The sequence below is a fragment of the Methyloversatilis sp. XJ19-13 genome, from assembly GCF_024580155.1.
GTDB lineage: Bacteria > Pseudomonadota > Gammaproteobacteria > Burkholderiales > Rhodocyclaceae > Methyloversatilis.
Genome location: NZ_JANINH010000007.1, coordinates 64,397 through 90,234 on the forward strand (window position 1 = coordinate 64,397; position 25,838 = coordinate 90,234).

At 65.6% G+C, this 25,838-nt stretch carries 18 protein-coding genes; 11 read left to right on the forward strand and 7 right to left on the reverse strand.

The window, feature by feature from the left end:
- Positions 1 to 55: 55 nt before the first annotated feature.
- From NMQ14_RS11165 to NMQ14_RS11180, 4 genes are all read right to left on the reverse strand, one after another.
- A complete protein-coding gene (locus NMQ14_RS11165; protein WP_257096120.1) occupies positions 56 to 1,513 on the reverse strand; it encodes an efflux transporter outer membrane subunit in 1,458 nt (485 codons plus the stop codon).
- Positions 1,500 to 4,640, reverse strand: coding sequence for an efflux RND transporter permease subunit (locus NMQ14_RS11170; RefSeq protein ID WP_257096121.1), 3,141 nt, complete (start codon positions 4,638 to 4,640; stop codon positions 1,500 to 1,502). The genes NMQ14_RS11165 and NMQ14_RS11170 overlap by 14 nt, the downstream gene beginning before the upstream one ends.
- Positions 4,641 to 4,651: 11 nt before the next feature.
- A complete protein-coding gene (locus NMQ14_RS11175) occupies positions 4,652 to 5,845 on the reverse strand; it encodes an efflux RND transporter periplasmic adaptor subunit (RefSeq protein WP_257096124.1) in 1,194 nt (397 codons plus the stop codon).
- A gap of 384 nt (positions 5,846 to 6,229) precedes the next feature.
- Complete coding sequence (locus NMQ14_RS11180; RefSeq protein ID WP_257096125.1) at positions 6,230 to 6,907, reverse strand: TetR/AcrR family transcriptional regulator; 678 nt, start codon at positions 6,905 to 6,907, stop codon at positions 6,230 to 6,232.
- A 146-nt stretch (positions 6,908 to 7,053) separates the two neighbouring features.
- Between NMQ14_RS11180 and cobA the strand changes: the two genes are divergently transcribed.
- Positions 7,054 to 7,872 (forward strand): uroporphyrinogen-III C-methyltransferase, encoded by an 819-nt coding sequence (gene cobA / locus NMQ14_RS11185; RefSeq protein WP_257096126.1) that lies wholly within the window; start codon positions 7,054 to 7,056, stop codon positions 7,870 to 7,872.
- A gap of 320 nt (positions 7,873 to 8,192) precedes the next feature.
- Here cobA and bamC read toward each other — a convergent pair whose 3' ends face one another.
- The 3 genes from bamC to NMQ14_RS11200 all read right to left on the reverse strand — a co-directional run bounded on the left by bamC (position 8,193) and on the right by NMQ14_RS11200 (position 11,299).
- The gene (bamC, locus tag NMQ14_RS11190) at positions 8,193 to 9,365 is read right to left on the reverse strand and encodes an outer membrane protein assembly factor BamC (protein WP_257096127.1); all 1,173 of its coding nucleotides are present in this window, start codon (positions 9,363 to 9,365) and stop codon (positions 8,193 to 8,195) included.
- Positions 9,366 to 9,375: 10 nt separating this feature from the next.
- Positions 9,376 to 10,254, reverse strand: coding sequence for a 4-hydroxy-tetrahydrodipicolinate synthase (dapA, locus tag NMQ14_RS11195; RefSeq protein WP_257096129.1), 879 nt, complete (start codon positions 10,252 to 10,254; stop codon positions 9,376 to 9,378).
- A gap of 163 nt (positions 10,255 to 10,417) precedes the next feature.
- On the reverse strand, positions 10,418 to 11,299 hold the full coding sequence (locus NMQ14_RS11200) for a histone deacetylase family protein (RefSeq protein WP_257096394.1): 882 nt from the start codon (positions 11,297 to 11,299) through the stop codon (positions 10,418 to 10,420).
- A 162-nt stretch (positions 11,300 to 11,461) separates the two neighbouring features.
- Here NMQ14_RS11200 and NMQ14_RS11205 point away from each other — a divergent pair, with 162 nt between their 5' ends.
- The 10 genes from NMQ14_RS11205 to NMQ14_RS11250 all read left to right on the forward strand — a co-directional run bounded on the left by NMQ14_RS11205 (position 11,462) and on the right by NMQ14_RS11250 (position 25,830).
- Positions 11,462 to 12,373, forward strand: a complete 912-nt coding sequence (locus NMQ14_RS11205) for a MoxR family ATPase (protein WP_257096132.1) — start codon at positions 11,462 to 11,464, stop codon at positions 12,371 to 12,373.
- Positions 12,373 to 13,326, forward strand: coding sequence for a DUF58 domain-containing protein (locus NMQ14_RS11210; RefSeq protein WP_257096134.1), 954 nt, complete (start codon positions 12,373 to 12,375; stop codon positions 13,324 to 13,326). Before NMQ14_RS11205 ends, NMQ14_RS11210 begins: the two co-directional genes overlap by 1 nt.
- On the forward strand, positions 13,323 to 15,311 hold the full coding sequence (locus tag NMQ14_RS11215) for a DUF3488 and transglutaminase-like domain-containing protein (RefSeq protein ID WP_257096157.1): 1,989 nt from the start codon (positions 13,323 to 13,325) through the stop codon (positions 15,309 to 15,311). The genes NMQ14_RS11210 and NMQ14_RS11215 overlap by 4 nt, the downstream gene beginning before the upstream one ends.
- Positions 15,308 to 16,330, forward strand: coding sequence for a lytic murein transglycosylase B (gene mltB, locus NMQ14_RS11220; protein ID WP_257096159.1), 1,023 nt, complete (start codon positions 15,308 to 15,310; stop codon positions 16,328 to 16,330). Before NMQ14_RS11215 ends, mltB begins: the two co-directional genes overlap by 4 nt.
- A 50-nt stretch (positions 16,331 to 16,380) precedes the next feature.
- Complete coding sequence (locus tag NMQ14_RS11225; RefSeq protein ID WP_257096161.1) at positions 16,381 to 16,767, forward strand: hypothetical protein; 387 nt, start codon at positions 16,381 to 16,383, stop codon at positions 16,765 to 16,767.
- Positions 16,768 to 16,938: 171 nt separating this feature from the next.
- Positions 16,939 to 17,256, forward strand: a complete 318-nt coding sequence (gene sugE / locus NMQ14_RS11230) for a quaternary ammonium compound efflux SMR transporter SugE (protein ID WP_257096164.1) — start codon at positions 16,939 to 16,941, stop codon at positions 17,254 to 17,256.
- 392 nt (positions 17,257 to 17,648) lie between these two features.
- Positions 17,649 to 19,148 carry a lysine--tRNA ligase gene (gene lysS / locus NMQ14_RS11235; protein ID WP_257096166.1) on the forward strand — a complete coding sequence of 500 codons (1,500 nt, stop codon included), beginning with the start codon at positions 17,649 to 17,651 and terminating at the stop codon, positions 19,146 to 19,148.
- 168 nt (positions 19,149 to 19,316) lie between these two features.
- Positions 19,317 to 21,188 (forward strand): bifunctional tRNA (5-methylaminomethyl-2-thiouridine)(34)-methyltransferase MnmD/FAD-dependent 5-carboxymethylaminomethyl-2-thiouridine(34) oxidoreductase MnmC, encoded by a 1,872-nt coding sequence (mnmC, locus tag NMQ14_RS11240; RefSeq protein WP_257096168.1) that lies wholly within the window; start codon positions 19,317 to 19,319, stop codon positions 21,186 to 21,188.
- A gap of 814 nt (positions 21,189 to 22,002) precedes the next feature.
- On the forward strand, positions 22,003 to 24,138 hold the full coding sequence (locus NMQ14_RS11245) for a bifunctional diguanylate cyclase/phosphodiesterase (RefSeq protein ID WP_257096170.1): 2,136 nt from the start codon (positions 22,003 to 22,005) through the stop codon (positions 24,136 to 24,138).
- 57 nt (positions 24,139 to 24,195) lie between these two features.
- On the forward strand, positions 24,196 to 25,830 hold the full coding sequence (locus NMQ14_RS11250) for a methyl-accepting chemotaxis protein (RefSeq protein ID WP_257096173.1): 1,635 nt from the start codon (positions 24,196 to 24,198) through the stop codon (positions 25,828 to 25,830).
- The last annotated feature ends 8 nt before the right edge of the window (positions 25,831 to 25,838 follow it).

Genomic DNA, 25,838 nt, shown 5'->3' on the forward strand with positions numbered 1-25,838 from the left:
ACGATCGCGGCGGGGACGCCGCTCCCACACGACGCCGCTCCAATAGAGGCCGCGTTCAGCGCGCTGCGGTCGGCGTGTTCTCCAGAGTCTCGGCCGGACCGCCGGTTTCGATGCGGCCACTCCAGCCGCCGCCCAGGGCCTGATAGGTATTGACCAGCGCCGTGACCCGGTCGAGGCGGCTGGCGATCAGCTGACGCTCGGCCGACAGCCGCTCGCGTTCGGCATCGAGCAGCACGATGCGGCTCGCGTTGCCGGCGTTGAATGACAGTTCGGCCAGGTCACGCGCACCGCGCGTGGCGTTGGCCAGTTTCACCGTCTCTTCCATCGCCTCGCGCGCGCCCCGTGCGGCGGACAGCGCGCCAAGCGCGTCGGCATAGGCCTGGCGGACTGCCTGCTGATAAGTCTGCGCGATCTGCGCACGCTCCGCTTCCGACTGCGCAACCAGCGCACGCGTGCTGAGCAGGCCGACCAGCGGCTGTGCGATCGCGGCGCCAACGCTCCAGGTACGGGCGGACGCCGACAGCAGATTGCCCAGCGTGGCACTTTCACCGCCCAGTGCGGCAGTCAGTGAAATGGTGGGCATCCATTGTGTGCGCGCCACTTCGACGCTCAGGCTGGCGGCGGCGAGATTGGCTTCGGCGGCGCGCACGTCGGCGCGTCGCGCCAGCAGATCCGACGTCAGGCCGGACGGGATCTCCGGCTGTACGGCGAGTGTGGACAGCGCAAGTCCGCGATCCGGCATCTTTTCGACCAGTTCGCGCGGCGAGCGGCCGAGCAGCACCGACAGTGCGGTTTCCGCCTGTTCGCGCGCACTGCGCGTGCTGGCCAGCGACGCGGCCACACCGGCCCGCTCGGAGCGCGCAAGTTCCAGGTCATAGCGGCTGATCGCGCCACCGGCGAACTGCTTGTCGCGCAGCGACAGCGCGGATTCGCGCGTGGTCAGCGTCTGCGCCAGCAGCGCCTCGTCGGCATCGAGTGCGCGCAGATTGAAGTAGGCACGCGCCACCTGGGCACTGATCGACGCGCGCAGCGCTTCCAGCGCATAGCGGCTGGAGGCGAGCTGCTGGCGCGCCACGTCGCGCTGGCCGGACAGGCGGCCGAACAGATCGAGCTCGTACGAGGCGTTGAAACCACCGATGGCCGTGTTGTACTGGCGCGGCCGGTTCGGGATCGGCCGTTCGTTGCTGAACTGCTGGCGCGAGCCGGACAGCGAAAGGTTCGCATCGGGCAAGCGGTTGATGCGCACCAGATCGAGCGTGGCCTGCGAAGCCTGCACGCGCTGGGCCGCGATCACCATGTCGTCGTTGCGTGCCAGCGCTTCGGCGATCAGCCCGTCGAGCACCGGGTCGCGGAAGCTTTCCCACCAGCGATCGAGCTCGACCGGCGTCGTCGCGCTGACCGACGGCAGGTCCAGTTCGGGCGCCGGTTTCGGCATCAGCGAGCAGGCGGACAGCAGGCTCGCCGCAAGCAGCGCGCCCAGCGCACCGCGACGTGCGGGATCAATGAGGCGCATAGGGATTCTCCGGCTTCGGGGCTTCGACTTCTTCGGGCGGCGTGGCCAGCCGGCGGTCGACGATGATCTTGTAGAACAGCGGCACGAAGAAGATCGCGAGGAAGGTGGCCGCGATCATGCCGCCGATGACGCCGGTGCCGACCGACACCCGCGCGCCCGCACCGGCGCCGGTCGAAATGGCCAGCGGCAACACGCCGAGGATGAAGGCGAGCGAGGTCATGATGATGGGACGCAGACGCAGCCGCGCCGCCTCGATCGCTGCCGCAGCCACCGCATAGCCTTCCTGGTGCTTGAGCACCGCGTATTCGACGATCAGGATGGCGTTCTTGGCCGACAGGCCGAGCAGCGTCACCAGACCGATCTGGAAATACACGTCATTGGTCATGCCGCGCAGCCACACGGCGGTCAGTGCGCCGAAGATGCCGAACGGCATCGCGAGCAGCACCGAAAACGGCAGCGACCACTTCTCGTACAGCGCGGCCAGGATGAGGAACACCATGACCGCGGCCATGATGAGCGCAATCGATGCCGCACTGGACACGCGCTTTTCCTGGAAGGCGGCACCGGTCCATTCGAAGCTGGTGTCGCCCGGCAGCGAACGCGCCAGACGTTCGACTTCGGCGATCGCCTGACCCGACGAGTAGCCGGGTGCCGCCTGACCCATCAGCCGCACCGCCGGCAGGTTGTTGTAGCGATTCACCGTGTCCGGGCCCGAGCTGTATTCGACCTTGGCGAAGGCGGACACCGGCACCATGTCGCCGGCGGCGTTCTTCACGTACAGCCGGCCGATGTCTTCCGGCGAACGGCGGTACTGGCTCTCGGCCGACATCAGCACCTGCCACACGCGGCCAAACTTGTTGAAGTCATTCACGTAGAAGGTGCCCAGCGTGCCGGCCAGCGTATTGAAGGCTTCGGTCAGCGGAATGCCCAGCGCCTTGGCACGCTCGCGGTCAACGTCGACATAGAGCTGCGGCGCGTTCGGCCGCCACAGCGTCTGCAGCCCGCCGGCCAGCACCGGCGTCTGGTAGGACGAGCCGATCAGCGCATTCATGTTTTCGACCAGTCTTTTGGTGCCGCCGTCGCCGCGGTTCTGCAGGTAGAACTCGAAGCCCCCGGTATTGCCGAGGCCGAAGATTGCCGGCGGATTGAAGGCGAGCACCAGCGCCTCCTTGATGCCGCCGGTCTTCGCGAACACCTCGCCGACCAGCTGCTGCGTGCTCATCTTGCGTTCGTTCCAGTGCTTCTGGCTGACGAAGATGGTCGCCGCGCTGTTCTTGAAGCCGCCTCCGATGAAGTCCATGCCGGAGAACGCCATCACGTGTTCGTTCGCATCATTCGACTGGATGGCCTTCATCACCTCGGCCACCACCTTGTCGGTGCGCTCCAGCGTGGCGCCATCGGGCAGGAACACGGCAACGATGAAATAGCCCTGGTCTTCGTCCGGCACCAGCGAGCCGGGCGTCTTGGCCCACAGGCCGACGGTGATGGCGACCATGCCGGCGAACAGCAGCACGCCGACCGCCGAACGCTTGATCATCCAGGTGACGGCGCCGGTGTAGCGGTGCGTCACGCGGGTGAACCAGTCGTTGAACCACAGGAAGATGCGCGCCTGGTTCTTGTGTTCGTTCTTCAGCAGCGCCACGCACAGCGCTGGCGTCATGGTCAGCGCGACGATGCCGGACAGCACGACGGCAATCGAAATGGTCACCGCGAACTGCCGGTACAGCTCGCCGGTCAGGCCGCCGAGGAAGGCGATCGGCACGAATACCGCGGTCAGCACCAGCACGATGGCCACCACCGGCCCGGTCACTTCCTGCATCGCCTGGATGGCGGCGTCGCGCGCCACCATCTGCTGCTCGTGCATGATGCGTTCGACGTTTTCCAGCACCACGATGGCGTCGTCCACCACGATGCCGATGGCCAACACCATGCCGAACAGGGTCAGCGTGTTGATCGAATAGCCGAGCAGGTGCAGACCGGCGAAGGTGCCGAGCAGTGACACCGGCACCGCCAGCAGCGGAATCAGCGTGGCGCGCCAGTTCTGCAGGAACACGAACACGACGACGAACACCAGGATCATCGCCTCGCCCAGCGTCTTCACCACCTCGGTGATCGACACCTCGACGAAGCGCGTCGTGTCGTACGGAATGGCATAGGTCATGCCCTGCGGAAAGCGCTCGGCCATTTCGGTGATGGCCGCCTTGGTCACCTTGGCGACGTCGAGCGCGTTGGCACCCGGCTGCAGGAACACGCCCATCAGCACGGCCGCATGACCGTTGTAGGTGCCGTTGAAATCGTTGTCCTTCGAACCGAGTTCGATCCGCGCGACGTCGCGCAGGCGCAGCTTCGAGCCATCGGCGTTCGAGCGCAGGATGATGTTCTCGAATTCCTCCACCGTGGACAGCCGGCCCTTGGTGGTAATCGTGTACACCATGTCCTGGCCGCCGCCGGTCGGCGACTGGCCGATCTTGCCGGCCGCGAACTGGGCGTTCTGGTCGCGCAGCGCGGCGGCGATTTCGGTCACCGTGACACCGAGCTGGGTCATGCGGTCCGGGCGCACCCAGATGCGCATTGCGTAGTCCTTCGCGCCGAAGATCTGCACATTGGTCGTGCCGGGGATCTTCTTGATGTTGTCCAGCACGTTCAGCGTCACGTAGTTGGACGTGTACAGGTCGTCGTACTGGCCCTCGGGCGAGTAGAACGCCAGCACCAGCAGGAAGGCGGACGAGCCCTTCTCCACCGTCACGCCCTGCCGGCGCACCTCTTCCGGCAGCCGGGCGTCGGCCTGCTTGACCCGGTTGTTCACGTTCACCGCCGCCTTGTCCGGGTCGGCGCCGATTTCGAAGGTGACCTGGATTTCCACCACGCCGTTCGAGGTCGAGGTGGACTGCATGTACATCATGCCTTCGACGCCGGTAATGACGTTTTCCAGCGGCGCGGCAACCGTCTGCGCAATGGTTTCGGCCGACGCGCCCGGATAGATGGCGCGCACGGTGACCACCGGCGGCGCGATTTCCGGATACTGCGCGATCGGCAGCGCCCGCATCGCTGCCAGACCGGCCAGCACCAGCAGGATGGATATGACGAAGGCGAAGATCGGCCGGTCGATGAAGAAGCGCGAAAACATGTGCGCGCTCCTTATTGCGGCGCGGCAGGGGCTGCTGCGGGCGCCTGACCGTTGTCGATCTGCACCGGCGAGCCAGGCACGAAGATGCGCGCCATGCCGTCGACGATGATGCGCTCGCCCGGCTGCAGGCCTTCGCGGATCACCCAGGCGTTTTCCAGCGCACCGTCGAGCTGCGCCCACTCGCCGAGCTTGACCGGCCGCGGCTGCGCCAGCAGCTTGCCATCGGCTTCAGCGATCACATAGACGAACTTGCCGTTCGGGCTGTCGAGCACCGCACGCTGTGGCACGGCCAGCGCGTCCGGGCGCGTGGCGCCGGACAGCGCGACGCGCACGAACTGGCCGGGAGACAGCTTGCCGTCGCGGTTTTCGAAGGTGGCACGCAGCGCAAAGGCACCGGTGCTGGTGTCGGCCTTGTAATCCTCGAAGCCGAGGCGCCCGGTACGCGGGAATTCCATGCCGTCGGAGGTGCGGATCTTCACGACGAAGCCGGCGTTGTCGAGCCGCAGCAGACCACGCGCGATCTCATCGCGGGTGCGCAGGTATTCCGCTTCGCCGACGCCGAAATTGACATAGGCCGGATCGATCTGGGCCAGCGTGGTCATCAGGCTGTCGGAGCCGGCGACGGCCAGACTGCCTTCGACCTTCAGCGCACGGCCGGCCAGACCGCCGAGCGGGGCCCGCACATCGGTGTACCCCAGATCGATTCGCGCAGTCTGTACCTGCGCCTCGGCCGACTTCACCGCGGCGCGTGCCAGATCGCGCTGCGACAGCGCGTCGTCCGATTCCTTGCGGCTGGCCGCTTCCGCATCGGCCAGCGGCTTGATGCGCGCGTATTCGCGATCGGCCTGCGCCAGCTGCGCCTTCGCCTGATCGAGCTGGGCTTCGGCAGCGGCGACCCGGGCGCGGTAGGGCGCAGCGTCGAGCCGGTACATCACCTGCCCTGCCTTGATGCGCTGGCCTTCTTCGTACAGACGCTTTTCGACGATGCCGGTGACGCGCGCCCGCACCTCGATTTCGCGCGAGCCGGCCACCTGACCGACATACTCGAAGCGGACCGGCACTTCGCGCGGTGCCACCTCGAGAACCTTGACGGCCGGCGGCGGCATGCCGCCATTTGCCGGCTTGCCGTCTTCCTTGCCGCAGCCCGCCAGCGCGAGCGCAAGCACCATCACGGACAGCCAGCCCGCGCGCTGAAAGGAATCCATCGCTTTATTCATGATCCATCCCGGAAGCTGACGCGGCCGCGCCGCGCGAAAGTATCGGGCCATGCAAGCGACGGCCCTGTTGTGGCGGGAATTATAAACATACATTCTTGTATGTTTAAATTGATGAATGAAAAAAATTTTCATTCAGGACACGACGAACGGGGCGTTCTCGATCAGACAACGGGAACAGGGCCCTGCCCCGGTCACCGGGCGCCGGTTGCCCATGCACTGACGCGCAAGACGAGGGCGAAGAGCCGTGCAGCGGTCAAGACGAACAACCGGACATCGTACCCGTGCGGGTTCTGCGGCCGACCGGCGGACCACCTCGGACTGATTGGCAAGCGCGGCGCTGAAGCCCGGTTGTCCGGTCTTGATTCACTGGAATCAGGCCGCCGGTGCAGGCGCCTGCATGCCGCCGACGATGAAGGGCAGCAGCGAACGCAGCAGCGATTCGGGATCTTGCGGGGTGGCGGGCGCGCAGTGACCCAGCAGTTGCATCACGTCGCGGCCGGCCATCACGTAGGCCACGATGCCGACGAAGAAGTACATGCGCCTGACGACCTCGTCCTCCGGTAGATCGGGAAGCGCGCGCTGCAGCGCGACGCGGTAGCGGTCCATGATCTGCACGTACTCGGCCGGAATGCAATCATCACCGGGCTCGAAATAGGCACGGCCGATGAGTTGCTTGAAGACGGCGCCCGACACCGTGTCCTTGCGTGACAGGCGCAGGATGGATTCGATGAAGGTCTGCACGATCTGCAGCACGGTCAGCGGCGTGCCGCCCGCTTCGCGCTCCAGTTTGTCGAGATAGTCCGAGCGTCGGCCGTCGGCACCGAGCACGCGCCGATAGATAGCCTCCATCAGATCACGCTTGGAATTGAAATGGTAATTGATGGATGCCAGCGGCACACTGGCAGCCTGCGCAATCATGCGCATGGATGTCGCGGCATAGCCCTGCTCGGTGAACAGCTTCTCCGCCGCGTCGAAAATCCGTTCCTTCGCGTCTCCGCGCGGTCGGCCTGCAGGTCGTCCATCTTTCTCGATATCGTCGTCGGATTGCATGCGTACGCCTCTTTTTTCCGCCCCGGAATGTAGCACTGCACGCACAGCGGCGGTGCATCCGGCAGCGCTGCACGCGACGGCGTACGCGCTGCGCGCGGCTGCGTCTGCCCGCACGGACATGGCCCCGCGTTTGCTTATGTTGAGCCATGAACCCACACCCTGATCCTTTCACGCGTTCGACCGGCAAGGTCTATCTGATCGGCGCAGGACCGGGCGATCCGGAATTGCTCACGCTGAAGGCCGTGCGCGTGCTCGGCTTGTGCGACGTGCTGCTGGTCGATGACCTGGTCGATCCGGCGGTGCTCGCGCATGCGCGGCCGGATGCACGCGTCGTGCGTGTCGGCAAGCGTGGCGGTTGCCGCAGCACGCCGCAGGCCTTCATCGAGCGTTTGATGCGGCGCGGCGCACGGGCCGGGTTGACGGTCGGCCGGGTCAAGGGCGGCGACCCCTTCGTGTTCGGGCGCGGCGGCGAAGAGATGCAGGCCATGGGGCGCGCCGGCATCGCCTGCGAAGTGATCAGCGGCTTGTCGTCCGGCATCGCGGTACCCGCTTCACTCGGCGTCCCGGTGACGCATCGCGACCTCGCCTGCGGCGTCACCTTCGTGACCGGCCACGCACGGGCCGACGGCCAGCCCGGACGGGAACCGGACTGGCCGGCGCTGGCGCGTTGCGGCACCACGCTGGTGGTCTATATGGGCATGCGCACGCTGGACAGCATCACGCGGGCGCTGGTCGACGGCGGTCTGCCGACCGGCACGCCCGCCTGCGCGATCCAGAACGGTACCCGCGGCGATCAACGCAGCGTGCTGGCAACCGTCGCGACGCTGGCGATGGAGGTTTCGGCCGCCGGTCTCGGCAGCCCCGCCATCGTGGTGATCGGCGAGGTGGTCAGGCTGGCTGGCGCCGCTTCGGCGCTTGCTTCGGAGCTTGATCTGCAGCGCGAAGGCGCACGGATGTCGGGCTGAACCCGCCCCCCTCGACAACCCACTTCGCACGGCACTGGGTGGCAGCTTGTACCCCGTGGGTTGCTGCTGTAAGGCGCTGATTCGGGGTTGTGCTGTGGTGACTGTGGTGGCTGCGATGCGCTGCCGGTGGCGAACGGCGAGATTCTTGTGGGAGCGGCGGCCCCGCCGCGATCGGCGCGTTGATCAACGATCATCACGGCATCAATCGCGGCGAGGCCGCCGCTCCCACAGGCCGCCGCTCCCGCAGTGGCCGCTCCAAAAGGGAGCACCCGGCGAGCCGATTTCATGGCTATCCCGGCTGCCCCGCCGGGGCCAGCCGCCTACTTGAGCTGTTCGTGCAGCAGCGACAGGATGCGCTTCGCGGTTTTGCTGTCGTCCACGCCGCCCTCCGGCGTCAGCACCTGGACATTGCTCTGCTTGCCTTCACCCTTGATGTGGATGCGGTACTGGTTCTGGCCGGCTTTCGGATCCGGTTTGTCGTCCGGCATGAAGAAGAGCAGTTTGGACAGCACGCCCTTCTTGCCCTCGCCGGCGGTGGCATCGACTTCCGGATCAACGTAACGCACGAAGTACACGCCTTGCGAACGGTCACGGTCCTCGACGGTGAAGCCGACGCGATCGAGCGCGAGGCCGACCCGGCGCCAGGCGCGGTCGAACCCTTCGTAGATCTGCAGCGTGCCGCCCTTGTCCGCCGTCACCAGCTGCGCACGCTCGGCCACCGGCGGGGCCGCCACCAGCGTCTTGGCCCGTTCGGTGTCGGCGCCCAGACGCACCATCAACCGGCGCAGCATTTCGGCTTCCAGTTCGGGGTCGGCCGGACGCGGTTGCCACACGGTGCTGTCACCACGCTCGTTGATGTACACCTCCATCACGCCGCGATGGCTGACGTAGATTTCGGTAGTACCCGGTTCGGCACCGGGCTCGAGACGGGTGCGGTACTTGTCGCGTTCCGGCGTCGAATAGAGATTGTCGAACACCTTGCCGATGGTGTTGCGGATGATGTCGTTCGGAAGCTTGGCCCGGTTCTCGTTCCAGTCGGTTTCCATGACGCCCGCTTCGGGCTGTTCGATGTCGATCAGGAAACCGGTTTCCTGCCAGAACTCCTTCACCTGCGGCCACATCTGTTCAGGGCTTCCGGCGACGACCAGCCAGCGCTGATTGCCCGAGCGTTCAATGCGCATCTTGTCGACCTGCGGCAGCACGGCACCGCCCTGCTGCTGCGCCTGGGCAGCCGGCCCTGCACGGTCGGCGTTGTAGGCAGACAGTGTGGCGACGTCACGGCCCGCCGAATCAGGCACTGCGTAGCGGTCGCTCGAGGCCGGCAGCGTGAGGTCGGGCGGCAGGTCGAGCCGCGGGCCGCGCTTCTTGGCAGCCGCCTTGTAATCGACCTTGGTCGATTCGGTGTATTCGCTGATTATCGAGCAGGAAGCCGCGAACGCGGCCAGCACGAGGACCAGCAGGGTGCGCAACGCACCGGACTTCATGGGAATCATCGGTAAAGCCTCAGTTCAGCACGCCGGCCTGCTGCATCGCGGCGCGAACCTGCTGGTGGAATTGCGGCGCCAGCTCGGTCAGCGGAAGGCGAAGCGACGGGCCGATCAGGCCCAGTTGATGGACGGCCCACTTCACCGGGATCGGATTGGCTTCGCAGAACAGCTGGCGATGCAGACCGGTGAGCTTCGCGTTGAGTGCGCGCGCCTTGACGGCGTCAGCCGCCAGGGCCGCGGCGTTCATTTCATGCATCAGGCGCGGCGCCACGTTGGCGGTGACCGAAATGCAGCCATGACCGCCCATCAGGATGAAGGCGCAGGTCGAGGCATCGTCGCCGCTGTACAGCGCAAAGCCCTTCGGCGCGCGGTTGATCAGTTCGACGCCGCGGTCGAGGTTGCCCGTCGCGTCCTTGATGCCGACGATGTTCGGGATTTCGGCCAGTCGCAGCGTGGTGTCGTTCGCCAGATCGGCCACGGTGCGGCCGGGCACGTTGTACAGGATGAAGGGCACATCGACCGCTTCGGCCTGCGCGCGGAAGTGGCGGTAAAGCCCTTCCTGAGTCGGCTTGTTGTAGTAGGGTACGACGGTCAGGCAGGCATCCACGCCCACCGCTTTCGCGCGTCGCGCCAGTTCGATCGCCTCGGCGGTCGAATTGGCGCCGGTACCGGCGATCACCGGAATACGACCGGCAGCCTGTTCGACGGTGACACGGATCAGTTCGCAGTGTTCGTCGACATCCACTGTCGGCGATTCGCCACTGGTGCCGACGATCACGATGCCGTCGGTGCCTTCCGCGATGTGAAAGTCGATCAGGCCGCGCAATCGCGGGTAGTCCAGGCTGCCATCTTCATGCATGGGCGTGACGATGGCGACGAGCGATCCGGTAATCATGAGTGAAGCAGCTTCGGCAGGAAACGCGGCATTCTACCGGAGGCAGCGGGCAAGCCCAACACGCGCGGTGCGTCAGTCTGTAACAAAGCAGATTCAAGTTTCAAGATCCAAGATGCAAGGGCGGCGCGACTTTCATCTTGCATCTTGAATCTTGCATCTGGGTTCATCCAAGCTCCGCCAGCGCCCTCACGTGCTCCGTCACGCTGCGTCCCAGCGCCGACAGCGCATAGCCACCCTCGAGCATCGACACGACGCGGCCCTGACAGTGCGCCTGCGCGAACTTGAGCAGTTGCGTGGTCACCCACGCGTAGTCCGCCTCGACCAGGCCGAGCGAGGCCATGTCGTCCTCGTAGTGCGCATCGAAGCCGGCCGAAATGAACAGCATCTGCGGGGCGAAATCCTGCAGCCGGGGCAACCAGCGTGTGCTGACCGCCTCGCGGAAGCCCTCGCCCCGGGTGCCGGCGGGCAGCGGCACATTGCACAGATTGCCGGCCAGTGGTTTGTCGCCCGAGTAGGGATAGAACGGGTGCTGGAAGATGCTCACCATCAGCATGCGCTCGTCGCCGGCCACGATGTTTTCGGTGCCGTTGCCGTGATGCACGTCGAAGTCGATGATGGCGACCCGCTCCAGCCCGTGCACTTCAAGCGCATGGCGGGCGGCGACGGCGATGTTGTTGAAGAAGCAGAAGCCCATCGCGCGCCCGAATTCGGCATGGTGACCAGGCGGACGTACGGCGCAGAAGGCGTTGCTGGCCTGCCCCGACAGCACCAGATCAGTCGCATGGATGCCGGCGCCGGCGGCACGCAGCGCGGCGCGCAGCGTACCGGGGCACATGGCGGTGTCCGGGTCGAGATGCACGATGCCGCTGGCCGGGGCCTGATCGAACACCTGCCGCACGTGGGCGGCCGAATGCGCGCGTTCGAGCGCTTCGACGCCGGCCAGCGGCGCGTCGTGATGGGACAGGCAGATGTCGAGCCCGCTGGCGATCAGGCGATCCTGGATGGCGCCGAGCCGGTCCGGGCACTCGGGATGGTGCGAGCCCATGTCATGCAGCGCGCACTCGGGATGTGTAATGTATGCGGTGGTCACCGCGCCTCCTCCATTATTGCAGCGTGCAATGCAACCGTGCCTCTGCGTGCCGTGTCACACCGCGTGAATTCAATCTTGCCCTGCATTATCCCGCCATACCTTAACCCACCTCAAGCCATGTCCGATCCCCGAGCCGTCGTCGATGCCGCGTCCACCCTCATTCTCGGCAAGCGCAGCCGACTCGAGCTGGCACTGACCTGCCTGATCGCCGGCGGTCACCTGCTGATCGAGGATGTACCGGGCACCGGCAAGACCACCCTTGCCCACGTAATGGCCCGCCTGCTCGGGCTGGATTTCCGGCGCGTGCAATTCACCAGCGACCTGCTGCCGGCAGACATTCTCGGCGTGTCGGTGTTCGAACGTGAAACCGGCGCCTTCCGCTTCCACCCCGGCCCGGTGTTCACCCAGGTGCTGCTCGCCGACGAGGTGAATCGCGCCACACCGCGCACGCAGAGCGCTCTGCTCGAGGCGATGGAAGAACACCAGGTCAGCGTCGAAGGCGAAACGCGCCCGCTGCCCGAACCCTTCTTCGTCATCGCCACGCAGAATCCGGCCAGCCAGATCGGCACCTATCCGCTGCCCGAATCGCAGCTCGACCGCTTCATGATGCGCATCACCATGGGCTATCCCGACCCGGCGGCCGAACGCGCACTGCTGACCGGCCGCGACCGGCGCAGCCTGCTGGCCGATCTGGCACCGGTGGCCGACGCCGCGACGCTGAGCGCCTGGCGCACGCAGGCAGAAGGTATCCATGTCAGCGATGCGCTGATCGATTATGTGCAGGCACTGATCGCCTACACGCGCACCGGTGGCGGCTACCGGCTCGGTCTGAGCCCGCGTGCAGGGCTGGCGCTGCTGGCTGCGGCACGCGCGCGCGCGCTGCTCGATGGACGCAGCCACGTGCTGCCGGAAGACGTGCAGGCGGTCGTGCCGGCGGTCGCGCTGCATCGCCTGCCGATGCTCGAACAGCCACCCAGTCAGGACGATGCCGCCCGCCATCTGCTGCAGGCGGTCGCGCTGCCGGTCTGATGCGGGAAGCGATCCGCCGCTGGCTGGCCACCTTGGGCGGCTCGCCCGCGCTGCCGCTGACCCTGGACCGGCGCCGCATCTTCGTGCTGCCGACCGGACCCGGTCTGGCCTTCGGCTGCGCGCTGCTCGCCATGCTGCTGACCGCAATCAACTACACGCTCAGTCTGGGCTTCGCACTGGTGTTCATGCTGGCCGGCCTGGGCCAGGTCGCACTGCTGCACGCCTTCCGCAACCTCTATGCGCTGAAGCTGCGCGAAACCGTGCCGGAGCCGGTGTTCGCCGGCCAGCACGCGGGCTTCCCGCTGTGGCTGGACAACGATGCCAGCCGGCCACGGCCGGCACTGCAGCTGTCCATGCCCGGTGCCGATCCGGTCACGATAGATCTGGCACCGAAGCAGAGCAGCGTAGTGTTGCTGAACATGCCGACGACACGGCGCGGCTGGCTGTCGCCGGCGCGCGTCACGCTGGATACCCATTACCCGCTGGGCCTGATCCGCGCCTGGTCGTACGCGAAGCCGGTCCAGCGCTGCCTGGTGCTGCCGAAGCCGGAAAGCGGCCGGCCGCCGCTGCCGGCCACGGCGGCCGGTGAAGCGGGGCTGCGCCCACGTGGCGAGGGCAGCGAGGAATTCGCCAGCCTGCGCGACCATCGCGCGGCCGATTCGCCGCGCCATGTGGCCTGGAAAACATCGGCGCGTACGCCGGATGCGCCGCTGCTGACCAAACAGTTCGAAGGCAGCGACGGCGGCGACCTGTGGCTGGACCTCGCCCAACTGCCCGCCACGCTGTCGCTCGAACAGCAGCTGTCGCGGCTGACCGGCTGGGTGATCGACGCCGACGCCGCCGGCCTGCACTACGGCCTGGCGCTGCCGGGAACGCGCATCGCGCCAGCCAGCGGGCCGGCTCATCGCGCGCGCGCGCTGCGCGCGCTGGCACTGCACGGGCTGCCGACATGAAGTGGCGCCGCACGAGCGCGCCCAAGGTGGCCGCCGAACCACTCGATCAGGCACGCGTCGCCTGGCTGATGGCGGTCGCCGCCTGCGCACTGCTGCCGCACGGCTCGCACCTGCCGGGCTGGCTGATAGCGGTCGCTGCCCTGCTGTTCACATGGCGACTGGCGCAGTGGAAGCTCGGCTGGCCGGGCGCCAGCGGCCTGGTCAAGCTGCTGGTGGTGGTCGCCTGCTGCGCCGGCGTTTCGCTGACCTTCGGCCGCCTGTTCGGTCGCGAGCCCGGCGTGGCGCTGCTGACGCTGATGCTGGTGCTCAAGCTGCACGAACTGCGCAGCACGCGCGACGGCCACACCGTCGTGCTGCTCGGCTATTTCATGCTGCTGACCGCCTTCCTGTATTCGCAGACACCGGCCATGGCGGCTGCGCTCGGCGTGTCGATGACCGTCATCACCGCGGCGCTGATCGCACTGACCGGCCCGCCGGCTGCGCCGCGTGCCCTGCTGCGCCACGCCGCATGGATGATGGCGCAGGCGCTGCCCTTCATGCTGGTGCTGTTCGTGCTGTTCCCGCGCGTGCCGGGCCCGCTGTGGGGCTTGCCGCTCGACGCCTGGAGCGGCACGTCCGGCCTGTCCGACTCCATGGCGCCCGGCTCGATTTCGCAGCTGAGCCTGTCCGGCGCCATCGCCTTTCGCGCGCGCTTCGAGGGCGATGCGCCGCCGGCACGCGATCTGTACTGGCGCGGTCCGGTGCTGAGTGCCTTCGACGGCCGCACCTGGCGGCAGGGCAGCAGCGCGCAGCGCATCGGCGACGGCCTACCGCATCCGGTACCCGGGCGTGCGCTGGCTTATGAAGTCACGCTGGAGCCGCACAACCGGAACTGGCTGTTCGCACTCGAAACCGTCGCCACCCTGCCGGCCGGCGTGCGGGTGAGCGACGACTGGCAGTTGCTCGGTCGCGACGGCGTGCGCACCCGGCGGCGCGACCGTTTCGAATCGGTGCTCGGCGCGCGACCGGGCATCGAGGAGTGGAGCGGTCATCTCGACGCAGCCCGCCAGTTGCCGCGCGACGGAAATCCGCGCGCGCGGCAACTGGCGCAGACGCTGCGCGCCGCCTCGCCGGCCGACACGGTGGCGGCCGGCCTGCGGCTGTTCCGGCGCGAAGCCTTCGTCTACACGCTGACGCCGCCGCTGCTCGGCGAAGACGGCATCGACGCCTTCCTGTTCGACACCCGGCGCGGTTTCTGCGAGCACTACGCCGGCGCCTTCGTGTTCCTGATGCGCGCCGCCGGACTGCCGGCACGCGTCGTGACCGGCTATCAGGGCGGCGAGCGCAACGAGGTCGACGACTATGTCGTGGTGCGCCAGTCCGACGCCCACGCGTGGGCCGAGGTCTGGCTCGAGGGCGAAGGCTGGCGGCGCGTCGATCCGACCGCGGCCATCCTGCCGTCGCGCATCGAACGCGGTCTGGCCGACCTGCCGGCCGGCGAACCGGTGCCCTTCGTTGCGCGCGTCGATCTGGGCTGGCTGCGCGCGCTGCGCCACCAGTGGGAGGCAGCCAACAATTCGTGGAACCAGTGGGTGCTGTCGTACGACCAGCAGAAGCAGCGCGAACTGCTGAGCCGGCTCGGCATGGCACAGCCTGACTGGCGGCTGATGACGATATGGCTCGCGTCGCTGTGCGCGCTTTTCGCCCTGGCGCTGACGCTGTGGGCGATGCGCCGAACTGTATCGGCCGACGCGCTGGCGCGCGCCTGGAACGCCGTCGACCGCGCGCTGCGCCCGGCCGGCCTGGGCCGCGAGGCGTGGGAAGGGCCGCTCGACTACGCGGCACGTATCGGCCGGCTGCGTCCCGATCTGGCACCCGTACTCGCCGAGGCGTGTAGACTTTATGCCGACGCCCGCTATGGCGCGGCTCCGCCCGCCGCTGCGGCCCGCGAACTCAAGGCCTGCGCCCGCGCGCTGCGCCGCCAACGCACCCCGCCCCACCGATGACTTCACGTTTCACATCCGACGCCTTTTCACGCCGCGATTTCATCCTTGGCGGCACCGCACTGTTTGCCTCCGGCCATTTGCCGGCGCAGACCCCGGGCACCGCTGGCTTTGCCGGCCGCGATGACGTGCGCGCCTTCTGCGCGGAACTGGCCGGCGCGCACGGCTTCGACGAAGGCTGGCTGCTGACGCAGTTCGAACCGGTGCAGCCGCAACCGAAAGTGATCGAACTGATCCGCCCGCCGACGAAACCGGGCGTGCGCTCCTGGCAGCGCTACCGCGGCCGCTTCGTGGAACCGCTGCGCATCCGCGAAGGACGCGCATTCATGGCCGAACATGCCGCGACGCTGGCGCGCGCCGAACAGCAGTTCGGCGTGCCGCCACATGTGGTCACCGCCATCATCGGCGTCGAAACGATCTACGGTCGCCACACCGGCAACTTCCCGGTCATCGGCGCACTGGCCACGCTGGCGTTCGACTACCCGCCGCGCGCGGAACTGTTCCGGCGCGAACTGGGCGAGCTGTTCCTGCTGGCGCGCGATCAGAACCGCGATGTGGCCAGCTATCGCGGCTCCTACGCCGGCGCGCTCGGTTACCCTCAGTTCCTGCCCAGCAGCTGGCGCCGCTATGCGGTCGATTTCGACAACGATGGCCGCGTCGACCTGATCGACAGCCCGATCGACGCCATCGGCAGCGTCGCCGCCTACCTGAAGGAACACGGCTGGGAGCCGGGCGAACCTGTGGTGCAGCGGATCCTGGTCGACAGCAGCACGGTTGCGCCGCTGATCGAATCCGGCATCGAGCCGGTACTCGACACCGATCGACTGCTGGCCAGCGGCATCCGCCCGCTCGGCCGTGAGCTGATTGCCAAGCCGGCGGCCGTGGTCGATCTGATCACACCGGATGCGCCGACCGAGTACTGGCTGGGCTTCAAAAACTTCTACGTCATCACCCGCTACAACAAGTCGAGCTTCTATGCGATGGCCGTGCATCAGCTGAGCGAGGCGCTCGCACGTGGTTGACCGTCGCCTGTGACATGGCCGCCCACCCCCTTCCGAACCGGACCCTGACGATGACCCGCCTTCTGCTCGCCGCCACGCTGGGCGCCCTGCTCTGTTCGCCCGCGAGCGCTCGTGACGCGTCGCTGAACGGTCGCTGGACAGGCGACTACAAGACCGACGAAGGGATCGACCGCGAAGCGGAACTTGTCGTGACCGAAGACGGCGCAACCTGGACCGGCAAGCCCAAGGGCAGCGCTGGCCGACAGAATCCGTGCTTCAACCGCGCCTTTGCGGTACTGATCGAGAACGACGCGGAGGGTGAGTTGTCGCTGTGGGTCAAGGCGAGCCAGGCCTTGCCGCTGTGCAAGGACCTGCGGCTGCAACTGACCCGGGTGTCGCCGACCCGGCTCGAAGGGCAGTTCAAATCAGGTGCGCCGGCCTGGCTGGACAGACGCTGAGTCCGGCACGCCGTGCCGCGTATATATAGATATAGGCACCAGGGCGCGGCACCATCAGGCTTGACCCGCGCATTGAATGAAACCATTATTCACTCCATGCAACTCGGCACCGGGACGACCCGGTCGCCTTCATTCTTCCGGGGACGGCCCCGGATGTCCGGAGCATTCATCATGGCGTGGGTCATCCTGTTCATCGCAGGTCTGTTCGAGGTCGCCTGGGCGATCGGTTTGAAATACACCGACGGTTTCAGCAAGCTGTGGCCGTCGGTCGGCACGGCGGCAGCCATGCTGATCAGCGTGGTGCTGCTCGGACTGGCCATGCGCACGCTGCCGGTCGGCACCGCCTACGCGGTGTGGACCGGCATCGGCGCAGTCGGCACCGTCATCCTGGGCATCGTGCTGTTCGGCGATCCGGCCAATACGGCGCGTCTGGCCTGCGTTGCACTGATCGTCGCCGGCATCCTCGGGCTGAAGCTCACGTCGGCCTGAGTGCCGCGGCGGGAGTTCCGGCTGTGGGAGTTCCGGCTGTGGGAGTTCCGGCTGTGGGAGTTCCGGCTGTGGGAGTTCCGGCTGTGGGAGCGGCGGCCTCGCCGCGATACGCACGCTGATCATCGACCATCGCGGATCGATCGCGGCGAGGCCGCCGCTCCCACAAAAGAGCCTCGCGATCGCGACGAGGGCTTTGCAGGGCCAGTAGTGGATTGCCGTTGCTCCCGCATGTCCCGACTGCACGCTCTGCGTCCACCAGAGACCGCCCGCGCCCCCCCCCCCTCTGCCATCAGGAGAAGACCGCACTTGTGCCGCCTGCCCGCAATCGGCGAAAATCCGCGGTTTTGGCTTGCGCGCGAATTGCGTGCAGGCTTCATCCATCCGAGCCCGCCATGACCGATTCAGCCGCACTGCCGCCCGACGACGAAAACCACATCATCGCGGAGCGGCGCGAAAAACTGCGCCAGTGGCGCGAAGGCGGCGCGGCCTATCCAAACGATTTCAGCCGCACGCACTACGCCGGCGAGCTGACCGCGCAGCACGCCTCGACCAGCGGCGAAGCCCTTGAGGCGACACCCGAACCCGTGCAACTGGCCGGCCGCATGATGCTCAAGCGTGTCATGGGCAAGGCCAGCTTTGCGACGCTGCAGGACATGTCGGGCCGCATCCAGCTCTACATCACGAACGACGGCGTGGGCGAAGAGGCGCACGGCGCGTTCAAGCACTGGGACCTGGGCGACATCGTCGGCTGTTCCGGCGTGCTGTTCCGCACCCGCACGGGTGAGCTGACGATCAAGTGCGACAGCGTGCGCCTGCTGTCGAAGGCGCTGCGCCCGCTGCCGGAGAAATTCCACGGCCTGGCCGACCAGGAAACCAAGTACCGCTTCCGTTACCTCGATCTGATCACCAACGACGCTTCGCGCAACACCTTCATCGCGCGCAGCCGCCTGATGAGTTCGCTGCGCGCCGAAATGACGCGTCAGGGCTTTCTCGAAGTCGAAACGCCGATGATGCACCCCATCCCCGGCGGCGCGGCGGCCAAGCCGTTCAAGACCCACCACAACGCGCTCGACATGGAGTTGTTCCTGCGCATTGCGCCCGAGCTGTACCTGAAGCGCCTTGTCGTCGGTGGCTTCGAAAAGGTGTTCGAGGTGAACCGCAACTTCCGCAACGAAGGCATCAGCCCGCGCCACAACCCCGAATTCACGATGATGGAGTTCTATCAGGCCTATGCCGATTACCGGCAGCTAATGGATTTCACCGAATACCTGCTGCGCCACTGTGCCGAGCAGGCGCTGGGCACGACGAAGTTCATGTACCAGGGCCGCGAACTCGATCTCGGCCAGCCTTTCCACCGGCTGACCATCGTGCAGGCGATCCAGAAGTACAACCCGCAGTATTCGGATGCCGATCTGGCCGACGAAGCCTTCGTGAAGAAGGCGATCAACACGCACGGCGAAACGGTCAAGCCGGGCGGCCTCGGTTCGCTGCAGCTGCAGCTGTTCGAGGCCTGCGCCGAGGCGCAGCTGTGGGAGCCGACCTACATCATCGACTACCCGGCGGAAGTGAGCCCGCTGGCACGCCGCTCGGATACCCAGCCGGACATCACCGAGCGCTTCGAACTGTTCATCGTCGGGCGCGAAATCGCCAACGGTTTTTCCGAGCTGAACGATCCGGAAGACCAGGCGGCGCGCTTTCTCGACCAGGCAAAAGCCAAGGACGCCGGTGACGAGGAAGCCATGTTTTTCGACGCCGACTACATCCGCGCACTCGAACACGGCCTGCCGCCGACTGGCGGCTGTGGCATCGGCATCGACCGGCTGGTCATGCTGCTGACCGATTCGTCCAATATCCGCGACGTCATCCTGTTCCCGCAGATGCGCCGCGAGTAGCCGTATCTGCCTCGGGAGCTGGGGCTGTGGCTGCGTGGCTGTGGCTGTGGGAGCGGCGATAACTCACGCCGCCATTCACACCGGGCCGCGCTCATCAGCCGCCACCGGAACTCCTGCGCGTCTGCATTCATCACATGTACCGCACCCGCATCCGGCAAAAGGTCCTGAATGTCCCGCCCGCTTCAAGCCCTGCAGCCCACCACGCTGACCTTCGACGATGAAGGCACGCCGCGCTCGTCGCTGTTCGATGACCGCTATCACTCCTGCGAAGGGCCGCTGGCGCAGGCGCAGTTCGTATTTCTGGGCGGCAACGGCCTGCCCGGGCGCTGGGCCGGACGCGAACGCTTCGTCGTGCTGGAGACCGGATTCGGCCTCGGCCTGAACTTTCTCGCCACCTGGCGCGCATGGCGCGACGACCCGGCGCGCTGCGACCGGCTGCACTTCGTATCGGTCGAAAAGCATCCGGTCGTCCAGTACGACCTCGCGACCTACTACCAGCGCGCGCTGCCGCAGGACATGGGCGACATGGCGCAGCGGCTGGTCGAACGCTGGCCGCTGCCGGTGGCCGGCGTGCATCGCATCGAATTCGACGGCGGACGCGTCGTGCTGACGCTGGCCTTCGGCGACGCCGACGCGCTGCTGCCGAAACTTACGCTGCGCGCCAACGCACTGTATCTCGACGGTTTTTCACCGGCACGCAACCCGGACATGTGGTCCGGGCACATCTGCCGGCACCTGAAACGGCTGAGCGCGGACGACGTGACGCTGGCGACCTGGACCGTGTCGGCGGCGCTGCGCCGGGCGCTGGCCGACCACAGTTTCGTCACCGAAAAGCGGCTCGGACTGAAGCCCAAGCGGGACATGCTGACCGGCGCGCTGCATCCGCAGGCGCAGGCGGCCGCGCTGCGCCACCGACCGCAAGCCGGCACGCCCCGGTGCGTGGCGGTGATCGGCGCCGGGCTGGCCGGCTGCGCGCTGGCCGAGCGGCTGGCAGCGCGCGGCATCGAAGTGGTGCTGATCGAGCGCCATGCGGCGCCGGCGCAGGAGGCGTCGGGCAATCCGGCCGGCGTGCTGCGGCCCATGGTGGCGCGTGACGACAGCATCGCTGCGCGCTTTTCGCGTGCCGCCTTCCTGCATGCCTCCAGCCATCTGCGGCGACTCGACGGCGAGGGGCGCCCACTGAAATGGGGCCCGACCGGCGTGATGCAGATCGCGCAGGACGCCGAACAGGAACAGATGCAGCACGCACTGTGGGCGTCGCACGCCCTGCCGGATGCGCTCGTCCGTCACCTGTCCGACTGGGAGATGACGCGACGCGTCGGCTACACGGTTCCGCGCGGCGGCTGGTGGTTTCCGCGCGGCGCCTGGGTCAATCCACCCAGCCTGTGCGAAGCCAATCTCGCACGGGCCGGCAACGCCGTGACCCGGTTGTTTTCGAGCGAGGCCATCGGTCTTGCACGAGACGGCGCCAGCTGGCGGGTGAGCGCCGGCGATCGCACGCTGGTGAGCGCCGACGCGGTGGTGCTGGCCAATGCGTCGGATGCGGCTGCGCTGTCGCCGCTGGCGCTGCCGCTGATCCGCATCCGCGGCCAGGTCACCCGCCTGCCGCGCGCGCTGCTGCCGCAGCTGCATGTCACGCTGTGCTGCGACGGCTATCTGTGCCCGACGCCGGATGGCGACCTGAATCTGGGCGCCAGCTTCGACGTCGGCGACGAAGACGGCAGCGTGCGCAGCGACAGCCATGCCGGAAATCTGGCCCGGCTCGAGCGGCTGCTGCCGGACACGGTGCTGATGCCCGACCTGCGCAAGCTCACCGGTCGGGTCGCTTTCCGCACCGCAACCCCCGACCGCCTGCCGCTGATCGGCGAACTGCCCGGACAGCCCGGCCTGTACGCCTTCACCGGTCTGGGTTCGCGCGGACTCGTGTGGTCCGCGTTGGGCGCTGAAGTTCTGGCAGCAGACCTGTGCGGCGACCCGCTGCCGGTCGAGAAGGAACTCGCATCCGCAATCGCACCCGCACGGCTCTTCACCGAAACCTGACCTGGATCAAGGTTACACCACGGCCAGACTGGACACGCACGCCAGGCGCAGTAGCCGCTTGGATGCACACGTATCACCGAAAGCATGCACCGTAGGCGAAATTCCATCGCGTGAGGCTCGATGAGCGCGTACTTCACCCGGAATGCTTGGCAAAGTACGCGGCTGCCCTTTTTCAGGATTTCGCGCTCCTCGCTTGCTCGGCGCAACTCCGCCTTCAAGCGCTGAATCTCATCGACCTGACCATCCTGTCATACCCGCCGAGCCGGGCTCAACGAATAGTGCGTGATCCAGCCGAACAGGCTGAACGTGATGGCACCTAGGCGCGCAGCAACCCCGAAGCCGGATGATCACGCTCGGTGACCTGCCTGACCGCTTCGACCTTGAATTCCTCAGTGAAGCGTCGACCCATTTTCTCTTCCATAACCACCTCCGTCGTGCCTCGATTTTGAGGCTACAGAGTGTCAAGAAAAACCGGGGCGATTCACCTGGATTGTTCACCCACTCTGCACGCGCCCCCTGAATACCTGCCCTTGCTGCAATGCGGGTAGGGAAATCCTTATTCACCTGAGGATTTACTCGGCACTCCCCGCGGCATCTCCTGATACCGCGCTCCTACTGGAACGGCGTTAACTCAACCCATGAGTGGTTGCAAGTCTGCGGTTTCAGGCGCAGCAAAAAGTGGATCAGCAGCGTCCTCCAGCGTTTCGTTGGAAGGAGGAGGGACCAAGAAGAGGCCGAGATGCAGCGCAATACAAGCTCGAAAAATGTTGCACAGCCAAATCGTGGCGCGCACGCAGTTGAAAGGTATTGATCTATGACCGACTTCACACGCTTTGCGTCCGGAGGGCACCGAACGCCCTGCGCATTTGATGACGAACCGGAAAGTCACACAGCCATCCATGTTGGCAGTTCCGTGCGCCCCCAGCCTAAAGCGGCCACTTTTCTTCTGGTCTCCACCAAAGGCGTCGTATTGCGCCACTCGCAGTCGTTGGATGGTGTTCCTGACCTGACGGGGCGCCTCGTCACTGCGATATTTGAGGCGTTGTCAGACCAGGGCACGACGAGCTGGTCGCAAGTAATGGCGGACTGTCGTCGCGCACCTCAAAGTTATGTCTGGCGACTGCGGGCAAGTGTTGCCGAAATACCGGTAAACGTTGAATGCACACGTTTTCACAAGGTGTCGGGCGCCGAAGAGTGGTTGCTCCGGCTGAGCGAAGTAGCGATTGGGACCAGCATCGCCCGCAACCTTGAAATTCTCGCTCAGGCCGCCCACCAGACGCATGATTCGGTGCTCATCACTTGCGCCGGTGGCTTCATCGAATACGTCAATCCGGCGTTCGAACGCACAACCGGCTACCTCGCGAAAGAAGTCTTGGGCTGTACGCCGCGCATGCTCAAGTCAGGTCAACACGGCAGCGAATTCTATGCGCGTATGTGGAGCACGATCAAACGGGGCGAGGTTTTCCGCGCGGTATTCACTAATCGGCGCAAAAGCGGCGAGCTGTATTTCGAAGAGAAGACCATCAGTCCCATCTTCGACAGCCAGCAGAGGATCAGCCACTACGTAGCGACGTCCAAGGACGTGAGCGAACGCATACGCGTCCAGGATCAACTCGAATACCTCGCGAACACCGACACACTGACCAAACTACCGAATCGGCGTCTGTTCATGGAACGGCTGGAACAGGTGATGAGCAGCGCCGTGAGGCAAGGGCAACAATTAGCCGTGTTGTTCATCGATCTCGACCGTTTCAAGGTGATTAACGACACGCTGGGCCACAACGTCGGCGACGGTCTCTTGATAGAGATCGCGCGGCGCCTTCGTGCGAGCGTCCGAGCGACCGACATGGTGGCGCGGCTCGGTGGCGACGAATTCATGATCCTGCTCGAAGAGGTCAAGTGCCGTGAGGACGTAAGCCAGGTCGTCGCGAATATATTGAAGGGTCTGGGGCAGGTCATCCGGCTTGAGGGACGCGAATTTTTCGTCAGCGCCAGCGTGGGCATCGCTTTGTACCCCGACGATGCAGCGTCAAAAGACGAACTGCTCAGTCGGGCCGATGTGTCGATGTACCAGGCGAAATCAGCAGGGCGCAATACGTCCTGTTTCTATGAACAACACATGGACGTCCATGCGCATAGCGATCTGGCGCTCGAGATCGAACTGCATGGGGCGCTGGCTCGGCAAGAGCTTTTCCTCGTCTATCAGCCCATCGTCGACGCGCACTCGGGCCGGATGATGGCGGTTGAAGCTCTGTTGCGATGGAACAGTCCGAAAATGGGCTCGGTACCGCCCGACCGCTTCATTCCCATCATGGAAGAAACAGGACTGATTGTTCCGGTGAGCCGCTGGTCGCTGCGTCAAGCGCTGCACGACGTACGGAACGTGCAGCGCGTGCGCCCGGATATCGGGCTTTGTTTCAACCTTTCGGGTAGGCAAATGACCGATCCGGAACTGGTTGCCGACATTTCCGCCGCCCTGATCGAGGCCAGTTTCGATCCGCACCTGCTGGAACTCGAGATCACCGAGAGCACGCTGATGAAAGATCTTCAGCATACCGGCGCTGTGCTCGCCGCTCTTAATGCTATTGGAATCTCCATAGCAATAGATGACTTTGGTACAGGTTACTCCTCGCTGTCGTACCTGATGCGCCTCCGCGTACGCACGGTGAAAATCGATCGCAGTTTCGTAAGTGAACTGACCGCCGACCCCGAAGCAATGACTATCGTGCGCGCGATCATTTCGCTCGCTGGCAACCTGAATCTGGAGGTTGTGGGCGAAGGCGTTGAAACAGTCGAACAATTCGCCCAACTCGCCAAGCTGGGATGCAACCGCCTGCAAGGCTATCTGTTCGGCGTGCCCTCGTTGCCTGCTGATCTGCAAGGGCTGGCGTGCTTCCTTGCGCCCGCGATGGAAACCGAAGAACGGCTAAGAGACCGGCTGGCCTCTTGACCGTTTCGGTTCTACGGACAATTCAATTGCAACTCTTTTTTGCTCACTGAGAAACCCATGCGCAACAACCAACCTGTCACGACGGCCGAAACCCTGCTTCCCGAAGGTGTGTTCATTTACTCGCGCACCGATCTCGCCGGCAACCTCGTCGAGGCGAACGAAGCTTTTGCGTCCATCAGCGCCTTCACTCGGGACGCGATGCTGGGGCAACCGCATAACATGGTGCGCCATCCCGACATGCCGCCAGAGGCCTTTGCCGACATGTGGCGCGACCTCAAGGCGGGAAGACCTTGGCGCGCCATCGTCAAGAACCGTCGCAGCGACGGCGGCTATTACTGGGTCGTTGCGAACAGTTCCCCGGTTCGCGAGAATGGCCAGGTGATCGGTTACCAATCGGTCCGCTTGCGCCCGACGCGGGAGGAAGTAGCCGCGGCCGACGGTGCCTACCGACGCCTGCGCGAGGGCGATGCTTCGATCAGTGTCAAACACGGCCGCATCGTCCCAAAGCACAAATCTCCGCTGGCGCACTATCTCGATTTTCGCAACCAGAGCCTGCTCATGAGCGTGCTGCTGCTGCTCTTGAGCGCTGCCAGTGTCGCCGGCATGCTGGTCGAGTTCCCTGCGAGAACGATTGTTGTTGAATCGCTGGCGTGCCTGGGGTTTGCGCAGGGATTGTTTTACGCCCTGTTTGCGGGACCACGCATGAATCGGGACATGACGTCGATGGCCGATCACCTCGAAGCGATCATGAAAAGTGGCGATTTGAAGTTGCGTTTTGATCTGAAGCGAGAGGACAGGATCGGCGACGTCGGCCGCACCATAGACGATCTCGTAGCATGGGTGCAGGCCACGTTGCTTGGCATGCAGGACAGCGCGAAACTGGTGCGCGAATCCGTTGTTGAAGTGAGCGGCGACATCGCCAGCGTCGAAAACTCGGCCAGAGTGCAAAGCGACGCGTCCGCCGCTGCCGCGTCCGGGATCGAGCAAATCACCGTATCCATCGGTGAAGTCGCCAATCACGCCGCCGCAACCCGGGACGCCGCGTCGCTTGCAACGCGTTTGTCAGCCAAGGGAGCAGAACTGTCCGAACAGACGAGTCAGACGATCAGCACGCTCTCGGAGTCCGTCAAGGCGGCGGCGCAACAGGTCGAAACGCTGGGTAGTCGGGCGGAGGATATTTCGCGGATCACCCTGGTGATCAAGGACATCGCCGATCAGACCAATCTACTGGCGCTGAATGCCGCCATCGAAGCTGCTCGCGCCGGGGAACAGGGGCGTGGATTTGCCGTGGTCGCGGACGAGGTACGCAAGCTCGCCGAACGTACCGCACAGGCAACTCAGGAAATCGCCACCATGACACAATCGATTCAGAGCGAAACCGGCAAAGCTGTCGACAGCATGCGTTCGGGCGCTATGCAAGTCGATGCCAGCGTGGCGCTGGTACGAGACGTGCGTTCGGCTCTGGGCGAAATTTCAGAACAGATGGAGAACACCTCTCACATGGTCAATGACATCTCCTGCTCCACGCAGGAACAGCAGCAGGCGATGACGCAAATGGCGCAGAACGTCGAACAGGTGTCGGTCATGACTGAGCAGAACATGGCCGCGGTGGGGCAAAGCAACGCGACGGTAGCCCGGCTCGGCGACACGATGGAGCGGATGCGGAAGTCGGTCTCGCAGTTCATCACTTGAAAGTCGTT